General features: G+C 44.6%; 24 protein-coding genes and 1 pseudogene. 8 read left to right on the top strand and 17 right to left on the bottom strand.

The window, feature by feature from the left end; genetic code table 11:
• Positions 1-21: 21 nt before the first annotated feature.
• Positions 22-837, top strand: a complete 816-nt coding sequence (locus tag EYS00_RS18645; RefSeq protein WP_242618832.1) for an SMP-30/gluconolactonase/LRE family protein — start codon at positions 22-24, stop codon at positions 835-837.
• Positions 838-845: 8 nt separating this feature from the next.
• Here EYS00_RS18645 and EYS00_RS18640 read toward each other — a convergent pair whose 3' ends face one another.
• The 3 genes from EYS00_RS18640 to EYS00_RS18630 all read right to left on the bottom strand — a co-directional run bounded on the left by EYS00_RS18640 (position 846) and on the right by EYS00_RS18630 (position 4,240).
• Entirely contained in the window at positions 846-1,814 is a 969-nt protein-coding gene (locus tag EYS00_RS18640; RefSeq protein WP_258313040.1) for a sensor domain-containing diguanylate cyclase, read from the bottom strand.
• A 134-nt stretch (positions 1,815-1,948) separates the two neighbouring features.
• Complete coding sequence (locus tag EYS00_RS18635) at positions 1,949-2,383, bottom strand: hypothetical protein (RefSeq protein ID WP_130639379.1); 435 nt, start codon at positions 2,381-2,383, stop codon at positions 1,949-1,951.
• 30 nt (positions 2,384-2,413) lie between these two features.
• A complete protein-coding gene (locus tag EYS00_RS18630) occupies positions 2,414-4,240 on the bottom strand; it encodes a serine hydrolase (RefSeq protein ID WP_165399429.1) in 1,827 nt (608 codons plus the stop codon).
• A gap of 170 nt (positions 4,241-4,410) precedes the next feature.
• On the opposite strand from EYS00_RS18630, the gene EYS00_RS18625 reads away from it, so the two are divergent.
• Positions 4,411-6,534, top strand: coding sequence for a winged helix-turn-helix domain-containing protein (locus EYS00_RS18625; RefSeq protein WP_130639375.1), 2,124 nt, complete (start codon positions 4,411-4,413; stop codon positions 6,532-6,534).
• 196 nt (positions 6,535-6,730) lie between these two features.
• Entirely contained in the window at positions 6,731-8,965 is a 2,235-nt protein-coding gene (locus tag EYS00_RS18620; protein ID WP_130639373.1) for an ABC transporter substrate-binding protein, read from the top strand.
• A 63-nt stretch (positions 8,966-9,028) separates the two neighbouring features.
• Here EYS00_RS18620 and EYS00_RS18615 read toward each other — a convergent pair whose 3' ends face one another.
• The 6 genes from EYS00_RS18615 to EYS00_RS18590 all read right to left on the bottom strand — a co-directional run bounded on the left by EYS00_RS18615 (position 9,029) and on the right by EYS00_RS18590 (position 13,963).
• Positions 9,029-9,583, bottom strand: coding sequence for a hypothetical protein (locus tag EYS00_RS18615; protein WP_130639371.1), 555 nt, complete (start codon positions 9,581-9,583; stop codon positions 9,029-9,031).
• A 77-nt stretch (positions 9,584-9,660) separates the two neighbouring features.
• Positions 9,661-9,921 carry a hypothetical protein gene (locus EYS00_RS18610; RefSeq protein WP_130639369.1) on the bottom strand — a complete coding sequence of 87 codons (261 nt, stop codon included), beginning with the start codon at positions 9,919-9,921 and terminating at the stop codon, positions 9,661-9,663.
• Positions 9,922-10,113: 192 nt separating this feature from the next.
• Positions 10,114-11,412: an ATP-binding protein gene (locus EYS00_RS18605; protein ID WP_130639367.1), complete on the bottom strand. Its 1,299-nt coding sequence runs from the start codon at positions 11,410-11,412 to the stop codon at positions 10,114-10,116.
• A complete protein-coding gene (locus tag EYS00_RS18600) occupies positions 11,413-12,045 on the bottom strand; it encodes an RNA ligase family protein (protein WP_130639365.1) in 633 nt (210 codons plus the stop codon).
• A 113-nt stretch (positions 12,046-12,158) separates the two neighbouring features.
• Positions 12,159-12,806, bottom strand: a complete 648-nt coding sequence (gene prfH, locus EYS00_RS18595) for a peptide chain release factor H (protein ID WP_130639363.1) — start codon at positions 12,804-12,806, stop codon at positions 12,159-12,161.
• Positions 12,803-13,963, bottom strand: a complete 1,161-nt coding sequence (locus tag EYS00_RS18590; RefSeq protein ID WP_130639361.1) for an RNA ligase RtcB family protein — start codon at positions 13,961-13,963, stop codon at positions 12,803-12,805. Before EYS00_RS18590 ends, prfH begins: the two co-directional genes overlap by 4 nt.
• A gap of 424 nt (positions 13,964-14,387) precedes the next feature.
• Between EYS00_RS18590 and recR the strand changes: the two genes are divergently transcribed.
• The 4 genes from recR (at position 14,388) to EYS00_RS18570 (ending at position 18,480) form a co-directional block, all read left to right on the top strand.
• The gene (gene recR / locus EYS00_RS18585) at positions 14,388-14,987 is read left to right on the top strand and encodes a recombination mediator RecR (protein WP_130639359.1); all 600 of its coding nucleotides are present in this window, start codon (positions 14,388-14,390) and stop codon (positions 14,985-14,987) included.
• A gap of 108 nt (positions 14,988-15,095) precedes the next feature.
• A complete protein-coding gene (gene htpG, locus EYS00_RS18580) occupies positions 15,096-17,018 on the top strand; it encodes a molecular chaperone HtpG (RefSeq protein ID WP_130639357.1) in 1,923 nt (640 codons plus the stop codon).
• A 304-nt stretch (positions 17,019-17,322) separates the two neighbouring features.
• Entirely contained in the window at positions 17,323-17,967 is a 645-nt protein-coding gene (adk, locus tag EYS00_RS18575) for an adenylate kinase (protein WP_130639355.1), read from the top strand.
• Positions 17,968-18,084: 117 nt separating this feature from the next.
• On the top strand, positions 18,085-18,480 hold the full coding sequence (locus EYS00_RS18570; protein WP_130639353.1) for an MAPEG family protein: 396 nt from the start codon (positions 18,085-18,087) through the stop codon (positions 18,478-18,480).
• Positions 18,481-18,501: 21 nt separating this feature from the next.
• On the opposite strand, the gene lepB is transcribed toward EYS00_RS18570, so the two are convergent.
• Positions 18,502-19,149: a signal peptidase I gene (lepB, locus tag EYS00_RS18565; protein WP_130639351.1), complete on the bottom strand. Its 648-nt coding sequence runs from the start codon at positions 19,147-19,149 to the stop codon at positions 18,502-18,504.
• Between the two features lie 175 nt (positions 19,150-19,324).
• On the opposite strand from lepB, the gene EYS00_RS18560 reads away from it, so the two are divergent.
• Positions 19,325-20,038, top strand: a complete 714-nt coding sequence (locus EYS00_RS18560; RefSeq protein ID WP_165399428.1) for an ABC transporter substrate-binding protein — start codon at positions 19,325-19,327, stop codon at positions 20,036-20,038.
• Here the strand turns inward: EYS00_RS18560 and hisIE are convergent, their stop codons facing one another.
• From hisIE to hisD, 7 genes and pseudogenes are all read right to left on the bottom strand, one after another.
• Complete coding sequence (gene hisIE / locus EYS00_RS18555; RefSeq protein WP_130639347.1) at positions 20,039-20,656, bottom strand: bifunctional phosphoribosyl-AMP cyclohydrolase/phosphoribosyl-ATP diphosphatase HisIE; 618 nt, start codon at positions 20,654-20,656, stop codon at positions 20,039-20,041.
• Positions 20,657-20,658: 2 nt separating this feature from the next.
• On the bottom strand, positions 20,659-21,459 hold the full coding sequence (gene hisF / locus EYS00_RS18550; protein ID WP_130639345.1) for an imidazole glycerol phosphate synthase subunit HisF: 801 nt from the start codon (positions 21,457-21,459) through the stop codon (positions 20,659-20,661).
• A pseudogene (locus EYS00_RS18545) lies at positions 21,441-22,117 on the bottom strand (1-(5-phosphoribosyl)-5-[(5-phosphoribosylamino)methylideneamino] imidazole-4-carboxamide isomerase); the annotation flags it as partial. The pseudogene EYS00_RS18545 and the gene hisF, both read right to left, overlap by 19 nt.
• Positions 22,118-22,176: 59 nt before the next feature.
• Complete coding sequence (gene hisH, locus EYS00_RS18540) at positions 22,177-22,785, bottom strand: imidazole glycerol phosphate synthase subunit HisH (protein ID WP_130639343.1); 609 nt, start codon at positions 22,783-22,785, stop codon at positions 22,177-22,179.
• A complete protein-coding gene (gene hisB, locus EYS00_RS18535; RefSeq protein ID WP_130639341.1) occupies positions 22,785-23,855 on the bottom strand; it encodes a bifunctional histidinol-phosphatase/imidazoleglycerol-phosphate dehydratase HisB in 1,071 nt (356 codons plus the stop codon). Before hisB ends, hisH begins: the two co-directional genes overlap by 1 nt.
• Entirely contained in the window at positions 23,852-24,928 is a 1,077-nt protein-coding gene (gene hisC / locus EYS00_RS18530) for a histidinol-phosphate transaminase (RefSeq protein ID WP_130639339.1), read from the bottom strand. Before hisC ends, hisB begins: the two co-directional genes overlap by 4 nt.
• Positions 24,928-26,244 (bottom strand): histidinol dehydrogenase, encoded by a 1,317-nt coding sequence (hisD, locus tag EYS00_RS18525; RefSeq protein ID WP_130639337.1) that lies wholly within the window; start codon positions 26,242-26,244, stop codon positions 24,928-24,930. The genes hisC and hisD overlap by 1 nt, the downstream gene beginning before the upstream one ends.
• Positions 26,245-26,252: the final 8 nt, after the last annotated feature.

Here is a 26,252-nt window from a genome sequence, read left to right as displayed (position 1 = left end):
GCAGTAAGCTGCAGCACACTAGTGTTAGCTGCATCACAAATTGATTCGACAGATTGGGTGACTGACAAAGTTTTCACTCAAGGTGTTGAAGGGCCTGTGGTTGATGAAAAAGGCAACTTGTATGCGGTGAACTATCAACAACAGGGCACGATTGGTGTTGTTGCGCCAAACGGTGAACATGCCTTGTTTGTTACGTTACCTGAAGGCTCCATTGGTAATGGCTTGAGATTTAACTCCCACGGACAGCTTTTGGTCGCTGATTACAATAGTCACAAGGTGCTTGTGATAGATATGCAAACGAAAGCAATATCGGTGTTAGCGCACAACACAAATATGAATCAACCCAACGACATTGCCATTAGTTCGAACGATGTGGTTTATGCCAGTGATCCAAACTGGGCAGACAACTCGGGGCAATTGTGGATGATCACACCGAGCGGCCAGTCTGTGTTGGTAGAATCTGATATGGGTACCACCAATGGCATTGAGGTTAGCCCCAGCGGCAAGGTGCTATATGTGAATGAGAGTGTTCAGCGCAGAGTATGGCGCTATGATATTAATGCTGAAGGTATGCCGATTAACAAATCGCTGTTCTATCAGTTTGACGATCATGGTTTAGATGGCATGCGCACAGACAACCAAGGTAACTTGTTCATTGCCCGTTACGGTGCGGGAGAAATTGCCGTGCTGTCGCCTAACGGAACACTGATAACAACCTATCATCTCAAAGGGCAGTTTCCTACCAATGTTGCCTTTGGCGGTGCGCATAAGAACGTGCTTTACGTTACCATGCAAAAGCGAGGTGCTATTGAGCGGTTAATGCTATCAGCGCAATAAAGGTGGCATCACTTGGCCTGTGACTTCTTAACAGTGGTTGATTGTTGGACTTTGTTTCTGCCTGCGTCTTTAGCTAGATACATTTGCTCATCAGCTTCTTTGAACAAACAATCAATAGTGAGTCCATCCTCGGCAAGTTGAGTGGTAATACCAATGCTTACCGTGACTGTACCTTCCATTTGATTTTCTTGCTGTTGCGTTAAAGAGGCTTGAATTTTTTGAGCAACGAGCAATGCTTGATCGTCTGCAGTATTCGGCAATATCACTACAAACTCTTCGCCACCAAATCGTGCTATTAGGTCACTGCCTCTGGTGGAAGATTTTAGAACGTTGGCAACCAAGCGCAGCACTTCATCACCAGTCTTGTGGCCATATTTGTCATTGAATATTTTGAAATGGTCGATATCGATGACCATGAAAGAAATTTGCCATTGGTGCCTGATAGCCTGCTCAGACAATGACTGCCAGCTCAAGTGCAGACCATGGCGGTTCGATACATTGGTCAGTGAATCTGTCAGCGCCATCGACGATAATTTTTCGTGCAAAATCGCGTTGTCTACTGACACCGCAATGTTGTCGCTGATTTTCGAAATGGTGTTGTACTCTTCGATAGAGAATGCGTTTGGCCGTCTCTGTTCGAGTATTAACATGCCAATAAGCTTTTTTCTTGAAACCAAAGGCACACCGATAACACTTTTTGCGGGACGGTTGCCATCGATTTGTATGAAGTTACTGAACTGAGAATCGATGTCGTTACACATTAACGACTTTTTGTACGTTGTAAGGATTGCGTGAAAACTGCGTCTATCCTCAATGGTGAGTATTTTTGACGCTAGCTCGCTTCTAACCCGATTAAACTCTGCCTCGTAGGAAATAATGACTTCTAAGTTGTCATTATTGAGTACCAATAAGGAACCCATATCAAAATTCACTAGGTTTTTAATTTCTTTCAAAATCTCTAAAGACAGAGTGTTGATATCGAGAGAAGACGCAATCGTTGCACCTATTTTAAGTAGTGTTTCAGACTCTCTGGCGAGCTTTTCAGCTTTTTGTTTTGCTTCGATTAACTCGAACTCACGTTGCTTTAACGCTGAAATATCAACTTCAGCACCTATATAGGCAACCGGAGCGCCAGATGTGTCGAAAGCGATAAATTTTCCTCGTGAAATAATCCAAGCGTAGTCGCCATTTTTTTTCGATAGCGATATATCTCTCGTTGCATATCGTTTTTGGCGTTATCTTCTAGGTGAATTCGTTTGACTAAAGTTTCCGCTTTGTCTTCTGGATGAATATTGTTCATCCAGTCGTTATCTAAGCTCATCTCTTTTTCAGTGTAGCCCCAGTTTTTCCACAACTGATTAGATAACACGCGGTTGTCTTTGTAATTGACGGCAAATACGCCAAGTTCAGACAGTAAACGCTTCAGCGTTTCATTGCCGTCAATTAACTCAAATAGGTTGTTTGGTTGATCATCCATCTTCTGTCGACATCCATTCTGTTGAGCTAGCTCACCTATTGGTATAGCAGCAAAACCTTGCCTTGTCATCGGAATGCCGTTTGAAAATATTGTTGGTTTTTACACCCATGTTTGAATACCAATAACACCAAACCAGGCGAGGTAGCACACGACCGCACTTTGACAAAGTACAAGAACTCCACTTGTCACGGTAGCGATACGACTGGTTTGGTTGCCTAGGTGTTTGATATAAAAATAGATGGCGGCGGCAGTGCATAATGCCATGAGGATAGTCGCGAGCATTAAGCCCACTGAAATCACGTTCATTGCGCCCAACCTCGGTATTGGGGCCTGCATTCCAATGAAGAGAAAAATCAGTACCAGCCACCCCGATAGAGCGACATACATAGTAATTAGTCGAGCGTTTTTTTGAATTGGAGAAGAATATTTTTTGGTCACTAACTTTACGAGCCAAAATAACGATATTGGAATCATGGCAACAAGCATTAGTAGCCAAAGCACAAGAACGACTTTATCTATCCAAGCAGCAAACATGGTCGTTTTAACGAGCACACGGTCGCCATAGTGTAGTACTTCACCCAATAACGGATCGACAGTATGCATTGCAACAGGTTCGCCTTTATCGTTGTACCAGGTGCCATCCTCTTGGTAGTGAAGTTTCCTATTCCATCCTATGGGTAACACACTAGAAAACACGGCTGAATCGTCGTATATGGTTAGCTGGTAAGGTGAAACCAGTCGCTCTAAAAACCAACGCATTTGGTTGCGAGGGTTTTGGTAGCGATAGTAACCTTGCAAAGACTTTGGTGGCGCTTGAAACGATTGTTCATCTGTCTTAGTTGAGAAATGACTGGTTGCGAAAGTGCGAATCTTATCAACAATGGCTCTAAAGGCTGCATTATTTTCAGTGTTTTGTAACACCACAAAGCCGGTACTGTTGTTTGGTGAATAACTCAGTTCAGAGCGCCAGCCTCGCATTGCGCCGTCGTGCCCTCGGAATCGCCAGCCGTCATAAAATCGCGCGTGGTTGAAGATACCGTACCCGGCATTGAAGTTCCCTACATTGGTTGATGTAGAGTATTCCATTCGTTTATAACTCGACTCAGATAGTAGCAGAGGATCCCTTGACACCAGAGCGCTTAGCAGCTTGGCCATGTCTGAAATGTTCATGATTAAACTGCCGGCGTGTGACATTAGTACTGGCTTATAGGGTTGGGGCGTAAGTTGTTGGGTATAACCAGTCGCAAGGAGTGGTGGTGCAATTTCATAGCTTGCGTTGGTTATATTCAACGGTGCGAAGATGTATTGTTGCGCATAGCGTTCAAAGGTCATTCCTGTCACGCGCTCTACAATTAAGGCTGCGACAGCTGCTGTAGAATTGGTATATGCATGGCGGGTACCTGGCGGCCAACGGGAGGTTCTGCTCGCAGGGTTAATGGCCAACACCTCGATAAGAGGAAGTTGTGCGCTGTTGTCGTAGGCAAATTCACGCAGTGAAATATCGTCCCACCCTGTCGTGTTTTCTACCAGATGAACTAGTTTAAGCGGGTGGCTGGAAGACCACGAATTTTCGAATTTAAGGTCAGGCAAAAGCGTCTTTATATTATCGCTCAATTGTAACTGTTTCGACTCTACCAGTTGCATAACAGCAATACCGACAATCATCTTGCTAATGGAGGCGATACGATAGCTAGTAGAATCGTTAACGGCAGAGTGTGTCTCTAGATTTGCAAAACCCAGGGTGTTGATGTGGGTCGGTTGTCCATTTTTTATGATGGCGTAGCTTACCGATGCAACGTTGTGTTGCTTTACCAGTGCATTGATTTCCTCATCAAGCTGATTCAATGTAGTGGTGTTTTGGGCGTGGGTATTCACGCTGATAAAAAGCGAGCAAATGATCCAAACGGCATTAATTAAACGGTACACAATGGACTCCTGTAATCTCTGTTAATTGATGTCCGTTGGAACCTTAGCGAGGCCCTTAGGTGTTTAGGTACAAAACTTTTGTTATCTCTTGTTATGCTGTGTCACACTGGTGACTTCACAAAAAGTCACAATGCTAAGTGTCTAATATAAATAGAGTTATGGAATAGAACGTGGAATCGAAAGGTTTTTATGAATTTGGTGAATTTCGTTTGTGCCCATCTACAGAACGGCTATGGAAAGGCGACGAAGCGTTAAAAATTGAACCACAACTGTATTCGCTACTTTTATTGTTTGTGAAACAACCAGGGGTGGTAGTGACCCGAGACACTATTGAACGAATAGTATGGGCTGGAAGACCTGTCTCAGATGAAGCGATAAGAGCTGCACTAAAAAAGCTCCGTGATGTTCTGGCAGATGACGCTCGATCACCACGATTTATAAAAACCATACCAAAGCAAGGTTACAAATGGTTGGCTCCTGTTTCTGAGAACCTCGACACAGGCAAACAGGATATAATAAACAAACCTGTCGTCTGGACTATTATCGCTATATGCATTGCATGTGTTACTTCACTGTTCTTGGTGACGAGTTTTTCTGTCGAAAAAACATATGACAGTGATAAAACGGCTTCTCCGGTCGTTAACCGTCTTACTCAGCTCACGGGCTCCGAGGTAAATGCAGACTATAATGCAGCGCAGAATAAGCTGGCATTTTTACATCGAGACTCTCGTTCTAGTCCCCAGCAACTTTATATCAAAACGCTCAATGATGGTGTGGTCACTCGGCTAAGTTGGGATAATGCCAACTACAGTGATAGCCGTTGGTGTCCCAAAGGTGAAAAGCTAGCGTTTACTCGACTAGATGAGCAAGGTTACAGTTTTCATATCGCTCATTTTCTTCCTGACGGAGAAGTATCGCGGGTTGAAAACATAGATTCAGAATTGCTACAAAACAAATTTGTAGTGGGGTGGTTAGCCGACGACAAGGGCCTTTTACTGGCAGAAAAACTCACTCAGGGCCAACAGCATAGTATTTATGCGTTTACTTTTAGTGACAATCGCTTGCAAGCACTTACGTCCCCTAATGTTGCTGGGCGAGGCGACTACAATGCCGCGCTGTCATTTAACGGAGAAATGTTGGCGGTATTGAGAGAGGAGGTTGCCAAAGAGGCGAGTTTGATTATCACGTCTTTGGTGAGTGGTGATATGGTCGCCAAAACAAGGCTTCCATTTGTGCCCAGTCGCCTTGCATGGCACGAAAACACGTCAGTAGCCATGACCAACTTTTACGGCGAACACGTGCGATTTAATCTCTCAACTCAGTCATTAAATGAGGCACCAGTATTGCCAGACAATAGTCTGGACATATTTTCAACCTGCGGTGAACAATGTTATGTGCTCAGGCAACACAATGGAAACTTCTTGGACTTGCAAGAACAACCAATGTCGTCTTTATTGAAATCAGTTCCAAAGTCAGAACAAACTCCTCTATTGCAACAAGGTCGACTCATTAGGAGAGCTGGTGCGCAAGACTTTCCCCAGTATTTTAGTCAAGGCAATGGATTGTTATTTGTATCGCTCCACGGTAAGCGACTGCTGTTTCAAAGAACGTCAACGAGTAACATCATTGAAAGCATTGCGAGTTTGGATGCTACGAATCCAATTAGCGCGATTGCACTATCTCCAGACAGTACGCGTTTTGTAGGTATTAGTAATGGACGTATTTTTACATCGTCGCTTAATAACGATTCTGCTGATGTTGAGCATTCGGTGAACTTCATCACTTCCGCTATGGAACGCTATGAAAATCCTGTGTGGGACTCAGACAGCCAACATCTCTTTGTTACACGTATCTCTGGGAATGTGCCGAGTATTGTTAGACTAAATATTGATACATTGGAATCGAGCCATGTAGTGGACGGACTCATTGCATTTACTCTCGAACCTGATACTACCGATATGGCGTATGGTATTTTGTCTACGCTATCGCTCGTAGAATTGCATCGACAGGACGGGCAATGGGTAAGGGGACAAACCATGGGCCAAGTTGCTGCTGCCAGCCCAAATCGCTGGAAGATTGCCAATAATATCTTCTACTATACCAAACACGTAATGCCTGAGGCATTTATGTGTGCAATACCATTGGGAAAAGTGCAAGCAGCAACAGAGGAAGTCTGTTGGAGTATCGGCGACAATAGATTTCGACTACATTTTGATATTGATTTTCATCGACAAAAAGTGATGTTAGTGGAGTCATTAAGCGCTGAAAGCGATGTTATTAAGTTAACCTGGTAGTTGGTTAACTTTTTGCGAATTTTTGAATGAATAGCTAGTCTTTATAGAGTGTTATTGTATCGAAAATGGTCGCAAGTTATTTATTGGGTCTCGTTTGTAGATTTGCTCTACAGACACTAATTAGCAAAACATTAAGATAAGTTGGGAGAGCTCAATCACACTGCAAAAATTTGGTAGTTACATCGCCGTGCTACTTATGTCCATGTTATCTGCATCTGTCATTGCCGACGAGCGAGTCGTAGTGCAATTGAAATGGTACCACAGCTTCCAGTTTGCGGGTTATTACGCCGCCCAGAAACAAGGTTACTTCAAAGATGCAGGTATGGACGTTATTCTCAGAGAAATTCAGCCTGGTCGATCCGTTGTCGATGAAGTGCTGAATAATAGTGCTGATTTTGGTGTTGCTGACTCGAGTATCGTGTTGCATCGATTGAACAATAAACCGGTTGTTATCGCTTCAACTATATTCCAAAGTACTCCTTTCGTTTTTATCGCCCTACAATCTTCTGAAATACGTACGCCCTATGATTTTGTCGGCAAAAAGGTTATGTATATCCGCAACGCAGATGATGCAGTATTACAAGCGCTGTTAATGCAGGCCGGGGTGGCCGAGAGCGACTTCCAATATGTTTCTCATACCTACAATGATTGGGCGTTAAGAGACGGTCATGTTGATGTGATGTCGGCCTACCGCTCTGATCAACCACTGCTTTATAACGAGAAAGGGATTGGGATAAATATTATCGATCCTGCCAGTTACGGTATCGACTTTTATGGCGATATGGTGTTTACCAGTGAGAAAATGGTCAAATCTGACCGCGTGAAAGTTGATCGCTTCGTGAGTGCATTACATAGAGGTTGGCTATATGCACTAGAAAACCCGCTAGAGATTGCTCAGTGGATTGCCAAAGAATACCAACAGCCCTTCAATGAATCGCTAGCACTGGAAGAAGCGCGGGTAATTAGCAGTTTAATCAACGCCAAGTTTGTACCTATTGGTACCGCTTCGAATTCACGCCTACAACAAATTACCAATATTTATCGCCAGTTAGATATGGTTGACGGTTCCGCCAGCATTGACGGCATACTCCTAAGTGATTACGACGACAAGCCTTTTGAATGGGATGTGCGATATTGGTATGGCATTGTTATTATTATTGGTGCAAGCCTGTTGATATTTTTTGCCCAACATAGCTTTAATTTGCGCTTAAAGAAAATCGTCACCGAGAAAACCCTAGAACTGGCGGAAAAAAATACTCTTTTGCAAGCCAATAATCAGGCGCTGAGCGATGCAAAGATAGAAGCGGATGCCGCTAATCAGGCCAAGTCGACGTTTTTATCCAATATGAGTCATGAAATCCGCACGCCACTAAATGCCATTCACGGCGTGCTACAAATCCTCAAACAGCGCAATACGGATACCCAAAATACCCAGCTCATTGAAAAAGCGACGCTGTCTAGTAGCAGCTTGATGACTATCATCAACGATATTTTAGATGTTTCGAAAATAGAATCAGGCAACATAAATCTCGAAATTGTGCCCTTCGAAATGACGAAAGTCATTGAGTTGGTGATGTCAGAGCAATTGCCTTTGGCACTCAATAAGGGAGTTTCAATTAGTCAGTCCATGCCAGATAACTGGACGGATGGTTGGCTTGGTGACCCCGTTCGCGTTAAACAGATACTGCTCAACTTGGTGTCTAATGCAGTGAAGTTTACCGATGCTGGTAATATCACAATAGAAATTCAGGAAGATAATGAAAATCTTAATTTTAAGGTGACTGACACTGGCATTGGTATGAACCAAAATGCCATCGATAAGTTATTCCAGCGCTTTGAGCAAGCAGATGAAACCATTACGCGTCGCTTCGGTGGTACGGGGTTAGGTATGTCGATTACCGCCTCATTGGTATCTTTGATGAAGGGGGATATCAAAGTGAAAAGTGTGGAGGGCAAAGGCAGCACCTTCACGGTAAGTCTTCCATTAGTGCCAGCCGATATCAGCTCAACGAACAATGGAAAGGAATCTGATCTGACCCCTCCAGCATTAGCCAACCATTATGTTGTGATTGCCGAAGACAACGAAATCAATCAGGTGATTATACGCAACATGTTAGAGCCCACTGAGGTAGACATTGTTATTGTGGACAATGGCCAACTAGCGATTGAACAGGTCGAACTACGCCAACCTTCGTTACTCTTGATGGATATCCAAATGCCGGTTATGGGGGGCATGGCAGCATGCCAGGCGATAAAAAGGCACTACCCAAACTTGCCGATTATTGCGCTAACCGCCAATGTGATGGAAGACGATGTTAGAGCTTATTACGATGCTGGCTTTGATGGTCACATTGGTAAGCCTATCGATTTAGGTACTTTGTATCGGGAATTAAAGCGCTGGTTAGTGTTAGATGAGAGTAGCGCTCATTGAGTAGACAGCTGCGTATTTGATTGCTAGCTGTGTACCTAGAGCGCTCTTGTTGTCATAAAGCCTTTATAGTTCCTCAGTAAAGTTACTCCACGAACCATATGTTTCGGCGTGAGCAAGCTCGTAATTTGATTTTGCTATAGTTAACTCGGTCAAGACTGCCTTAAATGCCTCGTTTTCGGCGGCCAAGTTTTTAATGAGTTCACTCTTTTTTTGTTTCAAGAGCTCCATTTCTTGCGTACCTAAAAAGGATGAGGTCTGCGCTCTGTTGAGTCGTGAAAGTAAACCCCACGAATTATTAATCTCTCTTCTGAACAGCTCTTCTTTAATTCTGATATCGAAGGCGTTCTGACAGATCGTATGGTGAATTCGTGAGTTGATTAAACGCTCCCTCGCACATATGTAATGCATGTCCGTATCTTCAACATAGTTGTTGAAAGTTTCAAAAACGGCAAGTCTTGCGTCATTATATTCATCGCGAAAACGCGCTAGGGGTTTTTGCCCCATTACCTCTATTAAATCCACTTTCTCATACTTAACAATATCTTGCTCAATCGCCTTCGCTTCAGAGACCAAGAGAAATCCGAGAAATAGAATAACAACCGTATAGTATTTGTTCACTGTACTAATCTCCTTTAAATACAGGGTGGTACTTGACGTAAAAAATTTACGCGATTTAGTAATATGAGTACACGCAGTTACTCAGATCCAAAAAGTATGTCTCCAGTCGGGTAGGCTCCGAACCTATCAGCAAACCACGGCTGAGAACCATAGTAATCACCCTCAAGTGTTCTAAATTCAACAATAAACTCAGCACTAGTTCCGTTGTTTGAATTATAGCCAAAATCCCAACTGACAGCGGTATAAGGTGTAAATAATCCCGAGCTTGTCGTTCTTATTGACTGCTCGTCGGCAATAATAATCACAGCCACGTCTTCAAACGCATGAGAATTAGACACAGTGGAAGTAAAAACTACCCCCAATGCAAATAGACATTTTTTTGAACATCTATCTTCCTTGAAAGTTGTATTTAAATGGTTGCACAAACGACGAATATGATTTCGTTTGTTACATCTCTAAGCTTAGGAAGCAGCAGTAAATGAGTCAATCGGGGGCAATTAACATGAATCAAATTTAACCTGTGTAGTCTCTCATATAGTATTCAGGAGCTCCGTGGTATTGATAGATAAACTAAAAGAACCATGTCGGCTTAGCTCAACACCCTGGTTATCTATGACTAGCATTCGGTGAGCTTCTGTTCTTGACGGCCACTGAAACCTCTCAATCTGCTGGTGGAGTACTTTGTCTGGAACACTGCTTTTACGTTTTGCGTTGTTCTTGATTAGCATGTCTGTAGATAACTGAAATGCGACTATTGTGGTTAGCGCATTGTATTGCATACCGATCTGACAAATCATTTCTCTAAAGTCCGTTCGAAGATTAGTGGCATCCCAAACAATGCTTTGTTTCTTCGCGAGCGCGGCTTTCAAGCGTTGCTTGGCTAACTGCAATACCTGTCCCTTGTTTTTCTGACATTCCCTTTTGCCGTTCAATTCTTCACGAATGTCATCTAACGACACTACCTCAACGCCTTCGAGGTTACGTTGTATCCAAGTGGATTTGCCACTACCACTGACGCCACACATTAAGAAAAGATGTGAGTACTGCTGGCTAGCTTCAAAGTTCTTAGCGATAGCCTCCTCAATTTGATAGATCTGATTGAAGGCTAATTGACGCAACCCACAGCCATTCGTGTAAATCTGCTCATCGGGTGACGTCTTAATTTGAATGCTACTTAGTAATTCGTGTTCTGACCAATCGATCTCCCATAAACCATAGTCCTCTGCGAACATTCGAAACTGTTCAAGTAACTCTATTTGGGTAGCTTTGTCTTTACATATACGGCCTTGCATATCTGCTAGCTCCAGCCAGTACATCAGCTCAAGATTGGTATTCAGTGCAAGTTGCAGATAATCTCCATAGCCCTTGTTTTTGATAACCAACAACTTGGGCATTTGATGGTGCCCCACGAGACCCATTATCGATTCAATGCTCTGCTGACTTAGTCCAAGCAACGGGAGGCGAGTTGCAAGATAACTCATTCCCATGGCTTCATGCCTGCTCGCAACGACTCGTTCTATACCGTTAATCTCACGCCGTACTGTACTAATGGGTTTGGCAATATCATGTAGCAATGCCGCTAATATCAAAATTAAGCGTTGTTCTCCATGAATATGTGTGGCGTTGTTTTCCAACAATTGATAAAGGGCTTTCAGTACCATGTTTGTATGAATGGCGACGTTACCTTCTGCGTGCCATTCATTGTCTTGTTCAGTGCTTTCAAAATCATGGAGTAATGGAAAGTAACTCCCTAATACTGCCAGACATTCACTAAAATCTGGGCTATGGCTTCGTGCCAGTGTGTTCAACCATAGGTTAACTTTGTCCATTTATTGGCCCTCCTTTTGTTTAAGGCCATTGGGCGTAACATCGACGTGCATCCAGTGTTTATCGGTGGTGACGTGATTTGGCCTTACCCATTTGGCAATAGATTTGGCGAAATCCTTATAGTCAAAGCTAGCTGCTAGCCTTACCACGTAGCCTTCTTGTTTGTCTGTGTCTAACACTAGATTCCTTATTGTGGTTTCGTCCCAGATCCCGTCATAAAGTACTTCAGGCGTTGCTAATCCTAACTGTTTCGAAAAACATACTGTTTCTTCCCACGATAGGCTGTAATTTTGGTCGTTCCACACCGAAAATACGAGAAAGTAGCTCGGTAAATTCGCGTAGTAAATCGAATGTTTTGCGTAAAGGTTTTCTCCACACACACGCCAGCCATCAGGTATTTGATAGCCAATTTTTCCCTGTAGTGCTTTTACCCAAGCACGAGACGGATGAAAACGACCATCAACAGAACGGGCGTGGGTGTAATCGGTGTAGAGCGTGGTGTTCTCACCATCCATTTTTTCTGTGACGATGACCTTTTTGCCAACAAAGCACGAAGTGCTCGTGGTGCATAGGTCATCCTTGGTCGCACCCTTTGACCATGGTAAATGTGGGGTGCGAGGGTATTTAACTCTCATTATGTTATTCCTTCTATTAGTTCAAATGTTTGAAGCTCACACAGCACCACACTCATCGAGTGCGCTACACTCAATGGTGTGATGGTGCCAGCGATAGAAGGAATTACATTGTCTTATCCTCGTACTTCTATGAATTTAATGCCGCGGAATAACCTAGTTGGGTTACCTCGCTCTAAGGCAGTGTGTTGTTGCCAGCGAGCTTTTTCACTAACGCTTCGGCTCTCGGTGCGTAGCTCGTCTAGTTTTTGGTAGAGCAGTGCTAGTGCTCTGCGCTTGTTAGCATGTTGGCTCCGCTCGTTTTCTACCCGTACACTTATACCCGTTTCATTGTGTATAGCTTGTACGGCAGAGTCGGTGGTGTTGACGTGCTGACCGCCAGCGCCGGATGCTCTGCATGTTTTGAACGACACCTCCCGACCAAACGCAGGTTCGTCTATCTCAAAAACGCTCCCACTGAAAAACCAGTTTTTGCGTTTGTGTTTCGGTCTTAACTGACTCTCGCAAACCCAAAGCATAGTTCCACTCCAACGTTGCGCTAGTGTCTTCGCCTCCCTCTCGTTTGCTGTAGCCGCGCGTGGCGAAGCTCCAAGCTTTAATAGCACTGATTTGTAACAATGCCTGTGGGATGTAGTCACCATCTCCATTGGCTCTAGATTTACCTTGCTTTCGGCGCACTCTTTTTCAATATGCTTGAGTGCGTGGCCTACCGCCTGACAACATTCAAGCGGGCCTTGGCCCGCTGATATTTGGAGTAAAATCATGACGAACACTCCCCATGAGTTTTGAATGTCAACACGGGTTTCAGTCGTGCTAAAACTTCAACAAGCCCAGCATCAACTAAATCCGAGATGATAGATGCACATTTTTTATAAGCCTGAGGTGCTTCTTCATACAACAGATCTTTACTTCCACAAACCACTCGGCTGCCAAATGTCGTGCGGGTTAAGTCCTCCCGTTTGAATTTGTGACTTAACCGGCTTTGACAGTCTCCACGTTTCCATTTTCTTCCTGCGCCATGGGCCAGAGAATACAAACTGGTTGTGTTACCAACATTTTCTATCGGCTTCACAAGGTAGCTGTAATCACCACGAGATCCAGGAATCACCACACAACCTTTGTCACTGGGCGTTGCGCCTTTTCTATGTAACCAACCATCAATGCCATCAATCTGTTTTTGGCATACCAGATTGTGGTTGACGTCCAATACACATTTTCCTGAAGTCCGTGTAGCTTCTAAAAACCTGAGTGCAATAAGCTCTCGGTTTAGCTCTGCCCAACGCAATGCTTCGTTATGTCTTTGCATGTAATCAGTGAACTCGTCACTTTCAATCTGCAAACCATGGTGATTAAAGGCTGCAACATGTTCAACCAATATGCGCTGTCCAAGACCTCGAGAGCCAGAATGCACTAGTAGTTGTAAAGCATCTTTAACCAACCCAAGCTCGTTAACTGCGCTCTGGTTGTATATCTCGTCAATGGCTTGGAATTCGGCGAAATGATTTCCACCTCCAATGGTGCCAAGTGCTTTATCAAAGCTATCAATATTTATCTGACGGCGTGCTTTTTGCTCATTAACGTAATCGCTCCAGCTTTCATCAAGGGGAGACTCTACATCTGAGAGCTTTTTCACCATTTTGTCGAGATTAACTTTTGACACTTTCATTGTGGTTTGCCACTGAGACATACCACAACCAATGTCATTCCCCACCAATGCGGGGTAAATAGTATTTTTAGAAAAAAATGCAGCCCCAATGGGATAGCCTCTACCGGGGTGCAAGTCAGGCATGCCAGCAACACGCTGCATGCCAATAAGCTCTGATGTTTTAGTGAGTTGTTGAATTGCGTCCCCTTCAATCCAGGTGTCGGCGGATGCAATAAGACTCACCCTATCAGTTATTTTTTGGACGGATTTGCCCATAGTACCAATTCCTTGCCCATAACAATGAGCGAGTAAATTTTTAAATCAAAAACGAATTGGCAGATCTATTTACACACGTATCTGAATATCGCGTGACCGAAATATAGCTTTCAGAAAAAGCTAATCGATGGTTTGAAAAGCTTTTAGCTATTTAGCGGGCTAGACCTGCAAAGGAATTTGATAAATACAACATAATATTTTCTCCTCTGCTGGTGATGTGATGATAATTGCTGAAAAAATGTTCGCTTGTTGAGTGAACGGGCGCAGTCTATTTCTTCATCAATGTGATTGCAAGAAAAACTAAAGATTAAATATTGTCGATTATTCGTTATAAGGTTCAGTTGCATTCAGTTCAGCTAGTTACAAAGTTCGATAACCGTATTAGAATGAGCGGGATTTTCGTAGCTGATGAGTACCCACGCCCTTGAAATACAGTCCTTTGTTAACCGAGCTAATAGACAACTTAACCTGCCTTTCAGGTGTTGGTAAAAAAACAGCTCAGCGCATGGCATTTCAACTACTTGAACGCAACAGGGATGGGGGCAAAGCGTTGAGTGCTGCACTGCATAACGCAATGGAGCACATCGGACATTGCCAACAGTGTCGTAATTTTTCAGAGAATCCATTGTGCGAAATCTGCGCCCATCCGCAACGTGCAGAAAGCCGGCAGCTGTGCGTGGTTGAGAGCCCGCAAGATGTGATGGCTATTGAACAAACGTTGACCTTCAAAGGAACGTATTTTGTGCTAATGGGACATTTGTCACCCATTGACGGTATCGGCCCAAATGAGATTGGCCTAGATATACTTGAAGGGCAGATTGGTGATGACCGTTACGATGAAGTCATTCTAGCGACAAACCCCACGGTCGAAGGGGAAGCCACCGCCCACTACATTGGTCAGTTGTGTGATAAACACGGTGTAGAGGCAAGCCGTATAGCGCATGGTGTTCCTGTAGGTGGAGAACTAGAGTTTATCGATGGCAATACGCTCACCCACGCTTTTTCAGGGCGAAGAAAACTGTAATTTCGAACCGGTTGCCAATATTTTTTTGTCCCTACTGTTGAAAAATATCTTCTCTGACCACACCTGTCTGAATGTAACAAAATCCATTCAACGAGGAGATCGTGGATTATGGCTGAAGCAGCCCAAAGAGAAACCCATGGCTTTCAGACAGAAGTAAAGCAACTTCTACATTTGATGATCCATTCTTTGTATTCAAACAAAGAAATCTTTTTACGTGAGTTAGTATCAAACGCTGCTGACGCAGCTGACAAACTTCGTTTCCGTGCACTTGAAAACGACAGCCTTTATGAAAATGACGGCGAGCTTAACGTTAAGCTAAGTGTTGATTCTGATGCGAACACCATTACCATTACTGACAATGGTATTGGTATGAGCCGCGAAGAAGTGATCGCCAACCTTGGTACTATCGCAAAGTCTGGTACTAAAGACTTCTTTAGCAAGTTATCAGGCGACAGTGCAAAAGACTCTCAGTTGATTGGTCAATTCGGTGTTGGTTTTTATTCTGCATTCATCGTAGCTAGTAAAGTCACTGTTCGCACTCGTGCAGCAGGTGCAGATGCTTCTGCTGGTGTAGAGTGGATTTCAGAGGGTGAGGGCGAATTCACCCTTGCTGAAATCAACAAGCCTACTCGTGGTACTGAAATTACGCTTCACCTTCGCGAAGAAGAAAAAGAATTCGCCGACGCATGGCGTTTGCGTTCTATTGTAAGTAAGTACTCTGACCACATCAGCATTCCTGTGCAAATGTGGAAAGACGAAGTGCCTGAGAGCGACGACCCAGATGGTGAAAAAGTACCAGCTCAGCCGGGCGAATGGGAAGTGGTAAACAAAGCAACTGCGCTTTGGACACGCGACAAGTCAGATATTTCTGACGAAGAGTACAGCGAATTCTACAAGCATATTTCACACGATTTTGCTGATCCGCTTTCATGGGCCCACAACAAAGTCGAAGGTAAAACTGAATATACGAGTTTGCTTTATATTCCGGCAAAAGCGCCTTTTGATATGTGGAATCGCGAGCAAAGCCACGGCCTTAAACTTTATGTTCAACGCGTATTCATTATGGATGACGCAGAACAGTTTATGCCGACATACCTACGATTCGTTAAAGGTTTACTAGACAGCAACGATTTACCGTTGAACGTATCTCGCGAAATTTTGCAAGACAACAAGATCACTCAAGCGTTACGCCAAGGTTGTACTAAGCGCGTTTTACAGATGCTTGAGCGTATGGCGAAGAACGATGCTGAAAAGTACCAGTCTTTCTGGAATGAATTCGGCAACGTACTTAAAGAAGGCCCTGCGGAAGATTTTGGTAACAAAGAAAAGATTGCTGGATTGCTTCGCTTCTCATCGACACACGATGAGTCAGATGCACAAACTGTGTCACTCGCTGACTACATTGAGCGCATGAAAGACGGCCAAGAGAAGATTTATTATGTGACTGCTGACAGCCTACAAGCGGCTAAGTCTAGTCCACACCTTGAGATCTTCCGCAAGAAAGGCATTGAAGTGTTGCTAATGGGCGAGCGCATTGACGAGTGGTTGATGTCTCACTTAACTGAGTTTAGCGAAAAACAGTTCGAGTCTATTGCGAAGGCAAACTTAGATCTTGGTGATTTAGAAGACGAAGAGTCTAAGAAAGCGCAAGAAGATGCCGAAAAGCAAGTAGAAGGTATTCTAGAACGCGCTAAAGCGGCATTAGGTGAAAAAGTCATTGATGTTAAATTTACCCATCGCTTGACTGATTCTCCTGCATGTATTGTGGCTGATGACAATGGCATGACTACGCAAATGATGAAGCTGATGCAAGCGGCAGGTCAAACCGTACCAGATGTGAAGTATCACTTCGAGCTTAACCCAGAGCACGCGCTAGTTAAGTTACTCGCTGATACGCAGGAAGAGCAACTGTTCAATGAGTGGGTGAGCGTACTGTTTGATCAGGCTGCACTATCTGAACAAGGTAGCTTAAAAGACCCAGCGACCTTTGTGCAAAATCTAAACACTTTACTAATGAAGTTGGCTAAATAGGGCTGATTTTCTATAGTTTTGATACGAAAAAGCGGACTTAGTGTCCGCTTTTTGATTTAAGACAGTTTATTTTAAATTTTACCTAAGAAAATAAACCTACTTTGATTTGCTTAGGTTTATAATTTATCAAGTTTACGTTGGACAGATAGAGATCTTTAGTTGTTCTCGCATTTTTCGAATACATATTCGCTATTAGTCTTATGATAGGTATGAGTATATGGCTTACACTTGTCACTCGACTTATGAATGTGTAAAGTGCCGACAGTTTAAAAAAGTTTAAATAATACTAGCGGAGAACGCACACATGCGAATCATTCTTCTCGGCGCACCAGGCGCGGGTAAGGGCACTCAAGCTCAGTTTTTAATGGGCAAATTTGGTATTCCACAAATTTCTACCGGCGATATGCTGCGTTCGGCAATCAAAGCAGGCACAGAGCTTGGTTTGGCGGCTAAAAAGGTCATGGACGAAGGCAAGCTAGTTTCAGATGATATTATTATTGGCTTAGTAAAAGAGCGTATAGCACAAGATGACTGTGCAAAAGGCTTTTTACTTGACGGTTTTCCTCGCACCATTCCACAGGCAGACGCAATGAAAGACGCGGGTGTTTCTGTTGATCACTGCATTGAATTTGACGTTGCTGATGACGTCATTGTTGAGCGTATGGGCGGTCGTCGTGTGCATCCAGCGTCGGGTCGTGTTTACCATGTTGTTTACAACCCACCAACGGTTGAAGGTAAAGATAACGAGACTGGCGAAGATCTCATTATTCGCGATGACGACAAAGAAGAAACCGTTCGCAAGCGTCTTGGTATTTACCATGAACAAACAAAACCGCTAGTGGACTACTATTCAGCAGAAGCTGAGGCGGGTAACTGTGAGTACCACAAACTTGACGGTACACGTCCTGTTGCTGAAGTAAGTGAAGAACTTGGTTCACTACTAGGTTAATAGTTTCAGTAATCTACTGAGCATTGTAAAGGTCGCTTCGGCGGCCTTTTTGTTGCTTGTAAGTTAGACCTAAATAGCGTTTAATCGCTTTACATTTATTTTACAAGGAACCGGTGGATGATACTGCCAATTACCGCATTTTACGTAAGCCTACTTGGCATATGCTATTTGTACCTTTCATTTTTGGTGATAGGCGGTCGCAGAAAGTTTCAAGTCAGCTTGGGTGACGGTGGTAACGAAGACCTCAAGAGACTGACTCGGGCCCACGGTAATTTCAGTGAATACGTTCCGATTACTCTGATAATGGTTGCCTGTGTGGAAGCCAATACGGGACCACACTGGACCATTCATGGTTTAGGCTGTGCGCTACTCTTTGGTCGCGTATTACATGCCTATGGGTTGCGTAATCATGGTGGAGCGAGCTGGCAGCGAGTTTCAGGCATGTTACTCACCTTTGCGGCCATGGCCTGCTCGGCGGTAGCCAATTTAGTACTCATTCACTACAGCCTGTAAATGAGCCCTATTGACGCGCTGTTAATTCAGCGCGCTAAAAAAACGGTCGCTACGAGGCAAGTAGCTATCCTCTTTATCTAGTGAAAAGGCGACGCCAAATGCTCGCCCTTGTACTTCAGAAGTTGGTATAAAGCCGTAGTAACGTGAATCTACACTGTTGTTTCGGTTGTCCCCCATCACCAATATATGCCCCTCAGGAACTGTAGTTTGCTCAAATGAAGGGAACTGGGGTTCAATTGGCATCATTTTAATCGTGCGTTGGTGGCCCGCTATCTTCTCAACGACTAAGTCTTCTCCCTTTTCGGAAGTTGTCCAATCTGCGCGATCACCGTTAATGTAAAGTCGATTGTTTCGCAATGCAATTGAATCTCCAGCCGTGGCAATAACTCGTTTCACAAGGCGCATATCAGCAGCGGTGCTATCAATAATAACGATATCACCTTTCTCAATATCACCAGTATTAGCAATTACTGCGTCTGTGAAAGGAAATTCAAAGGTGTAGGCGACTTTATTGACCATGATTCGGTCGCCCACCATTATCCCTGGTTCCATGGAACCCGATGGCACGTCATACCAATCGGCTAAACTGCTTCTCACTGAAAACAGTGCAAGAATTAATACAACGAAAGAGATATTTTCTCGAATGAAGGTTTTTACCGATTTATTCATGATCTATCCATTTGCCTCGCAAGTTTATATATTATTGGTAGTTGTTGAAGGTCAATAACTTAGCCATTAGTTTAAAGTTTAGACTAGTGAAGCATAAATTGATTCAAATCACTTTGTATCAATATGTTTCGGTGGTTAAATACTCACCAGACTCAAACGTTTTAGGGACAAGTTAGTGATACGGACAACTTTTGTAGCCATACTATGGTTTGCTTTAGCCGATGTGGCTTGTTCTCAGACATTGCCTGTATTTACAGAGTTCTCGCCACCGTATCAGTATACTGACGAAGACAACAGAGTTGTGGGATTGTCTACTCAGCGGGTGGAAACTATCTTTGAATTAGCTCAGGTGACTCCCGACTTCTATCTGTTTCCTTGGGCTCGAAGTCTTCATCTAGCCCAAACCACACCATCGGCGTTAATTTATTCCATAGCGCGCACACCTGAAAGAGAGTCACGCTTTTTTTGGATTGCGCCAGTAGCTAAGTTTAAGCTTGCTTTGGTGTCTCAAAACAACGACAGATTACCCGCTATCACCGATTGGTCTCAGCTAACCAATTTTCGCTTTGCCGTGCAGCGAGGAGATGTAGGCATGGCCTGGCTGGAATCTCAGGGGCTCACCGAAGGTAATGAGTTAGTTGTTTGTACAGATATAGCCTGCTCCTGGGAATATCTAGATAAAGGTGTTGTAGACTTTATTATCGAAGACCCTGCATTAATTAAAGAAACTGCGGAGAAACTCAACTTACCTATCGATAGGTTTAAGGCAAATGCAGTGATTCCAGAGTTGGAAGTGGTAGGGTATTTGGCGGCTAATAGGGCTACGCCAAAGAATATTGTTGAGCGACTACAAAAAGCAGCCGCACAACTTGCACAAGCAAACCATTAATTACTTGTGTCGCTCTCGCAGCACGCTCAGTGCATCGTCGAGAGACATATCGCTCGCTTGAAGCAATACCGTTAGGTGATACAACAAGTCAGCCGCTTCATTTTTGAGCTCTTCTTTGTCATGCACCGTTGCGGCAAGCGCTGTTTCTACGCCTTCTTCCCCGACCTTTTGCGCAATACGTTTAATCCCTTTATTGTACAAACGCGCTGTGTAGCTACTCTCTGGATCTGCACCTTTACGAGCCGCAAGTACACGTTCTAAATCTGCCAAGAACGTGAAGCTCGGCGTGTTGCCTGAAAACCAACAGCTTTCAACGCCTGTGTGACAAGTAGGGCCATTTGGGTTAGCCAATACCAACAGTGAATCTTTGTCACAGTCGGCGGCCACACTGACTAAATCAAGTGTATTACCTGAGGTTTCGCCTTTTTGCCACAAGCGCAACTTAGAGCGGCTAAAAAAGGTGACTTTTTCTTGCTCTAATGTGGTCTTCAAGGCTTCTGGATTCATATAGCCTTGCATTAACACTTTACCTGACAGGGCGTCTTGAACGATGGCGGGTAGCATATTGTCCATTTTTTCCCAGGCTAATTCTTGACTGTTTTCTAGCGTGACTAGCATGGTTATGCTCCTACTACATTGAAATTTGGACGTTTACGCATTGGTACGTCATTGCTGACTAGCACGGCTTTTAACTCGTCGATATCGATGATCCCTTTGTGGAATACCGATGCCGCGAGCGCGCCATCCACATCAGCTTGCTGAAACACTTGGGTAAAGTGTTCTATTTCTCCAGCACCACCGGAAGCGATAAGTGGGATATTACACACATCTCGCACTGCTTTGAGCTGTGTTACGTCATAGCCCTTGCGCACGCCGTCTTGGTTCATACAATTCAGCACTATTTCGCCAGCGCCACGTGATTGAACTTCTTTTACCCAATCCAATGTTTGCCAAGCGGTTTGCTGTGTGCGACTTTCGTCGCCAGTGAATTTGTAAACTTCGTATTGGTTGGTGTCGTTGTTGTAAAAACTGTCAATTCCAATAACCACACATTGCTGTCCGTAAACATCGTGCAGTTCGTTGATTAAATCTGGGTTGGTCAATGCAGGCGAGTTAATGGATATCTTGTCGGCTCCCATTTCCAGAATACGACCCGCATCTTCAACAGATTTAATCCCGCCAGCTACGCAAAACGGAATATCTATCACTTGTGCGATACGACTTACCCAGCTTTTATCAACCACTCGTTGGTCTGAGCTTGCGGTAATATCATAAAAAACCAATTCATCAGCACCTGCTTTAGCGTACTGCTCTGCAAGTGGAACAATATCGCCAATGATTTCGTGGTTGCGAAATTGCACACCTTTAACCACTTTACCATCGCGAACATCAAGACAAGGTATTATGCGTTTTGCCAGCATGATATTGCCTCCTTCACGGTAAATTTACCTTCGAGCAATGCACGGCCCAGAATAACACCACCCACATTAGTAGGCTTAAGCGCGCTGATATCATTCAGGCTACCAATGCCACCCGACGCCTGCCAGCTCACATTGGGGAAGCGTGCTGCCATTTCTTGGTATAGCTCTACATTCGCACCCTGAAGCGTGCCATCACGGCTTATATCAGTACACAGTACGTGTTTAGCACCAACGCTTGCAAAATCATCCAAAAGCCCTTCTAGCGCAACGCCTGAGTTTTCTTGCCAACCGTGAGTGGCAATAAGCTTTTCGCCAGTCTCGCTAATGTTGATATCTAGCGCCAACACGATGTGCTCTGGGCCATACTTTTCTACCCAAGATTTTACCAATTCAGGCTGCTTTACTGCGAGTGAACCAATCACAACACGACTAACACCTGTGTCTAAAAGTTGTGCTACTTCGTCTTCACTGCGAATACCGCCACCAGCTTGAAACTGCATGCGTTTGGTTTCTACCATACGCTTGATAAGTGCGAGTTGGCGTTTGCTGGTGTCTTTTGCGCCGGTTAGGTCAACAATGTGTAACCAGTTTGCGCCTTGGTCAGCATAGTCATGAACAACCTCAACAGGGTCAAGTTCATACTGGGTTTTTGTTCGTAGTCGCCCTGATACAAACGGACGACTTTTCCTTCGATTAGGTCTATTGCTGGAATAATCATTAGAGGTTCACAAAGTTAGTCAATAACTGCGCACCAGCTTCGCCCGAGCGTTCAGGGTGAAATTGTACGCCAAAGAAGTTGTCTTTATTTATCGCTGCCGAGAAAACACCGCCGTAATCACAGCGGGCCAAGGTGTGTTCGTACTCGGTGACTGCAAAGCTGTGTACAAAGTAGAAATAGGTGCCTTGGTCAATGCCTTTAAATAAGGTCTCGTCGCTGTGGGTAATGGTATTCCATCCCATATGCGGTAACCGCTGACCTTCGGCAGTCATTCTGGCTACGTGGCCTGGCATCAACGACAAACATTCAATATCACTTTGGGTTTGTGCGCGTTCAGCTGAAGTCTCAACCATCAATTGCATACCCAAACACACACCAAGTACAGGTTGGGTTAATGACTGCAACGTACTTACTAGGTCTTTTTGTGCAATACTGGACATCGCCGCAGCGGCTGTACCTACGCCTGGAAGGAAGACTTTGTCAGCGGAAGTGATCACCGACTTATTGTCAGAAACTTCTACTGCCACGCCCAAACGTTCCAGTGCGAATCGTACTGAAGAAATGTTGGCGCAACCGGTATTTACAATAACGATTTTCTGTTTTTGCATTACAGCGCTCCTTTGCTGCTCGGTAGTGCATCGCCCTGACGTGTTACGGCTTGACGCAGCGCGCGACCAAACACTTTAAACAAGCTTTCTACTTGGTGGTGAGCGTTACCTTCTGTGGTTGATAGGTGCAGCGACAAACCCATGCTCTGTGCCAATGAGTAGAAAAAGTGCGGCACCATTTCAGTGGCCATTTCACCCACTTGGTCACGGGTGAACTCAGCGTCAAATTTGAGGTGAGGGCGATTAGAAATGTCCATAATGCATTCAGCACGGCACTCATCCATTGGCAGTGCAAAACCAAATCGACCGATACCGCGTTTGTTACCTAAGGCTTTCTTCAGTGCTTCGCCGATGGCTAATGCAGTATCTTCAACGCTGTGGTGGTCGTCGATGTGCAAGTCACCGTCAACAGTAACGTCTAATTGAATACCACCGTGAGTGGCTATTTGGTCAAGCATGTGGTCAAAAAAGCCTAAGCCCGTTTGAATCGTCGACTTTTTCGTTGAATCCAAGTCTACAACCACTTTAATGTCGGTTTCTGAGGTGGTACGAACCACTTCTGCAATACGAGACGATGCCAGCAGTGATTTCTCAATATCATTCCAGTTCAGGCTTTTAGGGTTATACTGCAGGCCTCGAATACCCATATTTTCGGCAAGTTGCATGTCAGTAATGCGATCGCCGATAACATAAGAACGGGTGAAGTCGACTTTACCCTGTTGAAGATATTCTTGTACCAAACCAAGTTTAGGCTTACGGCAGGTACAATTGTCTTCGTCGAAGTGCGGGCAAATCAGTACGTCATCAAAGGTAACGCCTTGGCTTTCGAATACCGCCATCATAGCATTATGAGGTGCGTCGAAGTCCGCTTGCGGGAAACTGTCGGTACCTAAGCCATCTTGGTTACTTACCATCACCAACTTAAAGCCAGCGGCTTTTAGTTTGAGCAGTACAGGAATGACATTTGGCTCAAAAGCGAGTTTTTCTAGACTATCGAGCTGCTTGTCTATGGGTGGTTCTTCAACGAGCGTGCCGTCACGGTCAATAAATAAAATAGCTTGCTGACTCATGCCGCGTCCTCTTGTAAAAATGCGTTAATCAAATTCATTAAACGTTGGTTTTGCGCTTTGGTACCAATACTGACCCGTAGACAGTTCGACAAATTTAACTGTTTTGATTGGTCGCGAATTAGCATACCTTGCGAAACCAAATACGCCATCAGCGCTGAAGCTTTAGCAAAGCGGAACAATATGAAGTTGGCTTTGGTATCGCCGACCAACGTTATACCGTCTACAGCCGCTAGCGCAGCGGCAAGTGCAGCTTTTTCTTGATTAAGCTCACTCACTTGCTGTTGTAATCGCTCGAGTGCATCGCTACTCAGTGCTTGGGCAGCAATTTGTGCTACCGGTTCTGGAATAGGGTAAGGTGCAATAACTTTTAATAGCGCCTGAATTACCGGCGCTTGCGCCAACGTAAAACCACAGCGTAGGCCGGCTAACGCAAATGCCTTAGACAGAGTACGCAGTACCACAAGGTTGGGGTAGTTGTTTATTTCAGTGGCCCACGTGTTGTCGGCATCAAACTCAATATAGGCCTCGTCGACAACAACGAGCGCACTTTCACTAAAGTGTTCCAAAACTGTTTTGATGTCGGCTCTAGCGACCTGTGTTCCGGTAGGGTTATTTGGCGCACAAATAAATACCAAATTAACATTATCCGTGGCACAAATACCTTCTACATCTAAGTTGAAATCGCTTTTCAGCGGCACCGTTTTTACGCCAATATCACACGTTTCTGCGCTAATAGCGTACATACCATAAGTCGGTGGGCAGATAAGAATATTATCTTTTCCCGGGGTGCAGAAGGTACGAATGAGTAGTTCAATACCTTCATCAGCTCCGCGAGTAACAATGAGTTGCTCTTTTGTTACGTTTGCATAACTGGCGTAGCCATTAACTACACTCTTTGGTTGGCAAGATGGGTAGCGATTGAAGCTACTGCTATCTACGCCATAATCATTTGCAAAAGGCGACTCGTTGGCATTCAACCAATCTTGACCGCCAGAAAACAAACGTCGCGCTGATTCGTAAGGTTTTAACGGCACTAGGTTGTCGTTAATCAGTGTATCGATGAGCGTGGACATTACTTTCCTTCCTCGTTGCTCAAAGCATTGAGCTTGGCCATTCTTACCGCCACAGCTTGCTCGTGAGCGTCTAAACCTTCTGCTCGGGCTAGCGTCATAATTGCAGGTCCCAGATTGCGCATACCATCAGCAGATAAAGTCTGAATCGTATAACGGCGCATAAAGTCGAGTAGACCTAAACTAGAATAGTTCTTTGCATAGCCATAGGTAGGCAGAACGTGGTTAGTACCCGACGCGTAATCACCAGCAGATTCTGGAGACCACGGGCCCAAAAATATAGAGCCTGCGTACTTAATTTGATTGAGATAGCGCTCTGCGTCATCAAATTGAACAATCAAGTGTTCCGGTGCATAGGCATTGCTAATGAGTACTGCGTCGTCAACGGATTCTGCAAGAATGTAGCGCGCGTTTTCCATGGCCGGGCGAGCAATATCAGCTCGACTTAACGAGGCTAATTGGCGCTCTACCGCGGCTTTGCTGGCTTCGATGACCTCGGCACTGTTACTGACTAAAATAGCTTGTGAATCAGGACCGTGTTCAGCTTGAGATAAAAGATCAGCGGCAACAAATTCTGGGTCGGCATTGTCGTCAGCAAGGACAAGCACTTCTGAAGGTCCTGCCGGCATATCAATGGCAGCACCGTCAGCGCGTAAACTCACTTGCTGTTTTGCTTCAGTGACAAAGCTGTTGCCTGGGCCAAAGATCTTATCTACTTGAGGAATGGAGTTTGTACCTAGCGCCATGGCTGCAATAGCTTGTGCACCGCCGCATAAGAATATGCTGTCGATGCCACATTTGCGCGCTGCATAAGCGATTTCAGGCGCGATTAAACCTTTGCTATTGGGCGGTGTACACAATACTTTCTGCTCACAACCCGCAACAAGGGCAGGTACGCCAAGCATTAATACAGTTGAAGGCAACGGCGCGCTGCCTCCTGGGATATATAGGCCCACTTTATCAAGGGCGGTAAAACGCAGTTCGCAATTCACCCCAGGGGTGGTGGTCAATGCAATGTCAGTGGGCTGTTGTGCGTCGTGAAATGCTTTGATGTTATTGAACGCAGTGTCTATTGCCTGAGCAACATCATCAGCTACGCTGTCAGCGAGTGTATCTGCAGCGTCTTGTGAAAGCACTAATGAGGTAAGCCCTTCGCAGTCAAATTGCTGCGTGTATCGCAATACGGCGTCGTCACCTTGCTGCTCAACGTTTGAAATTATGTCTTTCACTGTCGCAGCAAGTTTGGCACTTTCAGCCATAGCAGGGCGGGCAAGCGCCTGCTTTTTTTCGTCGTTGGAAAGTGATGACCAAGTAATCATAATCGGTC

This window comes from Alteromonas sp. KUL49 (assembly GCF_006538345.1).
Taxonomy (GTDB): domain Bacteria; phylum Pseudomonadota; class Gammaproteobacteria; order Enterobacterales; family Alteromonadaceae; genus Alteromonas.
Note: the sequence above shows the minus strand (reverse complement) of the source record. Positions and strands in the feature narration are given on the sequence as shown.

Coding starts and splice junctions, on each gene's coding strand:
- EYS00_RS18635 (WP_130639379.1), bottom strand. CDS start 2,383: ATGACAAGGCAAGGTTTTGCTGCTATACCAATAGGTGAGCTAGCTCAA.
- EYS00_RS18620 (WP_130639373.1), top strand. CDS start 6,731: ATGTCCATGTTATCTGCATCTGTCATTGCCGACGAGCGAGTCGTAGTG.
- EYS00_RS18605 (WP_130639367.1), bottom strand. CDS start 11,412: ATGGACAAAGTTAACCTATGGTTGAACACACTGGCACGAAGCCATAGC.
- EYS00_RS18600 (WP_130639365.1), bottom strand. CDS start 12,045: ATGAGAGTTAAATACCCTCGCACCCCACATTTACCATGGTCAAAGGGT.
- prfH (WP_130639363.1), bottom strand. CDS start 12,806: ATGATTTTACTCCAAATATCAGCGGGCCAAGGCCCGCTTGAATGTTGT.
- EYS00_RS18590 (WP_130639361.1), bottom strand. CDS start 13,963: ATGGGCAAATCCGTCCAAAAAATAACTGATAGGGTGAGTCTTATTGCA.
- htpG (WP_130639357.1), top strand. CDS start 15,096: ATGGCTGAAGCAGCCCAAAGAGAAACCCATGGCTTTCAGACAGAAGTA.
- adk (WP_130639355.1), top strand. CDS start 17,323: ATGCGAATCATTCTTCTCGGCGCACCAGGCGCGGGTAAGGGCACTCAA.
- EYS00_RS18570 (WP_130639353.1), top strand. CDS start 18,085: ATGATACTGCCAATTACCGCATTTTACGTAAGCCTACTTGGCATATGC.
- lepB (WP_130639351.1), bottom strand. CDS start 19,149: ATGAATAAATCGGTAAAAACCTTCATTCGAGAAAATATCTCTTTCGTT.
- hisIE (WP_130639347.1), bottom strand. CDS start 20,656: ATGCTAGTCACGCTAGAAAACAGTCAAGAATTAGCCTGGGAAAAAATG.
- hisF (WP_130639345.1), bottom strand. CDS start 21,459: ATGCTGGCAAAACGCATAATACCTTGTCTTGATGTTCGCGATGGTAAA.
- hisH (WP_130639343.1), bottom strand. CDS start 22,785: ATGCAAAAACAGAAAATCGTTATTGTAAATACCGGTTGCGCCAACATT.
- hisB (WP_130639341.1), bottom strand. CDS start 23,855: ATGAGTCAGCAAGCTATTTTATTTATTGACCGTGACGGCACGCTCGTT.
- hisC (WP_130639339.1), bottom strand. CDS start 24,928: ATGTCCACGCTCATCGATACACTGATTAACGACAACCTAGTGCCGTTA.
- hisD (WP_130639337.1), bottom strand. CDS start 26,244: ATGATTACTTGGTCATCACTTTCCAACGACGAAAAAAAGCAGGCGCTT.